The sequence below is a fragment of the Campylobacter sp. 2014D-0259 genome, from assembly GCF_008000505.1.
Taxonomy (GTDB): Bacteria; Campylobacterota; Campylobacteria; order Campylobacterales; family Campylobacteraceae; genus Campylobacter_D; species Campylobacter_D jejuni.
The window spans coordinates 1-2,114 of the sequence record NZ_VOAQ01000009.1; the positions used below are offsets into that span (position 1 = coordinate 1).

General features: G+C 27.2%; 3 protein-coding genes. All 3 read right to left on the bottom strand.

Annotation, left to right across the window (positions count from 1 at the left end; genetic code table 11):
- Window positions 1-127, bottom strand: a 127-nt coding sequence (locus SR63_RS08595; protein ID WP_144745241.1) for a motility accessory factor, incomplete at its 3' end; no start/stop codon positions are given.
- 11 nt (window positions 128-138) lie between these two features.
- Window positions 139-1,998, bottom strand: coding sequence for a motility associated factor glycosyltransferase family protein (locus SR63_RS02075; protein WP_075888384.1), 1,860 nt, complete (start codon window positions 1,996-1,998; stop codon window positions 139-141).
- Window positions 1,995-2,114 (bottom strand): hypothetical protein (locus SR63_RS08600; protein ID WP_261791899.1); only part of this gene is annotated, 120 nt, incomplete at its 5' end. The genes SR63_RS02075 and SR63_RS08600, both read right to left, overlap by 4 nt.

Genomic DNA, 2,114 nt, shown 5'->3' on the forward strand with positions numbered 1-2,114 from the left:
TATCTTTACCTAAGATAAGTTCAAATTTACTTGATTTAATTTCTTTTAAACTTTCTTTTAAAAGAATATTGCTTAAAGCTTCAATGTTTTTGTTAAAGAGTTGTTTTTGGGTGGGAGTGAAGGTCATTGAAATCCTAATTATTTTTTGATTATATCGTCAAAATTCCAATTTTCTAAACTTTTTTTTATTGTTTTGTTTTGAGTATCAAGATATCCTAAACCTTGGATAAACCAATTGTGTTGTATTTTTAAAAAGTCTATTAAATTTTCTTTTTGCGTATTTGTGCTTAAAACTTCAAATTTTAAAATTTCGCATTCATTATGAAAATAAATAGCTTGACAAAGTTCATTAAAAAGCTTGAGTTTTTTAAATTCTTTAAAAAGATTTAAAAGATCATTTTTGATTTTTTCAAGAGTTTGAAAATCTTTATCATTTTTTTCTAAAGTGTATCTAAGCTTTTGAAGCTGAGTTTGAGTTTTTTTTATAAATTCTTTGGATTCTAAGACACTTTTTTGGAGATATTTTTTTGTTTTTTCTAGTTTTTCTTTGGCTAGTTTTTTATCTAGAAATTTTGGAAAATCAAAAGGTTTATTTAAATCTTTATCAAGTAAATTCTCACAAGCCCAAAGAAAAGGTTTTTCTATAGTTCCTTCTATCCTTGCTCCACCTTCGGTGCAGTTGTAGGTGGTGATATTGAGTTTTTCTTTTGCCCAAAATATATCTTTTTCAAAAGCTTGACGAAATAAATTCCAAGTGAGTTGAGTTCTTACTTTGCCTTTTCCTCCATAAGCTAGTGTATATTTTTCTCCTCTGATTTCTTCACCTTGACTTCCATGTATATGCTCTTTAGGATGTGAACTTCCATCCTTGCCATAAGCTAAATCCTGTCCTATAAAAATGATATTTTCAAATCTTAAGGCTCCGGCTAGTTCATAGATCATATTTGAAACACTGTGTCCTACTCCAAGATATCCATATTCATCAAGTTTTAAACTAGCTGCAAAATTTAAAGGGCGATGTACAAGCATATAAGTTCTTTGATTTTTTTCTAAAAAATCTAATACTTCTTTGTGAACCACAGAAGCAAGTATGAAAAGTATGCCTTTGTTAAAATCGCCAAAATCATTATCAAAACATTTAGAAACTATATCATCACGCTCTAGCATGCAAACATAATCAGGCTTTATACCGTATTTTCCAAGGATAACATAAGCACTATCTGCACAAAAAATCGTTGCTTTATTAGCATATTTTTTAAGTAAAGACAATTGTTTAGTAAGAGATGGTCCTGTAGAAACAATGATAGCATTTTTAACCTTAGCTCTTCTTTCTTTGAGAAATTCTTGAAAAATTCCATGATTTAATATTTTAGGGAGATTATCTAGGGTATGTTTGATTCCAACTAAAGAATCATGTGGATCATTGCCTTTGTTTAAAACGATAAATCGTATCATTTCTATCAGTTGAGTATTTATATTTTGTATTTGAGTGCTATAGAATTGTTGATAAAAATCATTATGGATAAAAAGATTAAAAATTTTTACACTTTTTTGAATGATTTCATAAGTAAAAAGTGTGGTGAGTTGTGCTGTATTAATATTTGGAGTATAAAAAAGTATTAGTTGTTCTTTTTTTAATTCTTCGCTAAAATCAAATAAATGAAAAGCTAAAGTTAAAATTTCAAGATTGTCTTCAAAAATGATAATGTGTTTATGTTGTTTGTTTTTACATAAAGTTTTATAAAACATTCCATTTCCAAAGCCATAAAAAAACAAAACAGGATATTTGCTATATTCGGTTTTAAACAGAGTAAGGTTTTCTAAAAGCTCTTTATTGGGATTTTCATAAAGAAAAATATCATCTTTTTTAAAATTTATTCCATTTTCATCTTGGATAAGTGCAAAAGTTAAGTATTTAAGTGATCTGAGTGCACAAGCTAAAAATTCATCAACTTCAAATAAAGCTTGAGTATTTTTTAAAAAAAGCTCTTCTCTCACCTTCTCACCCTTTCCATCCATTTATCTAATTTTCTTTCTTTAATTTTTTCTTCTAAAGGAAGTATATTTTTAATCAAAGCATTTTCTTGTGCTTTAATATGTCCATAAACTAATTT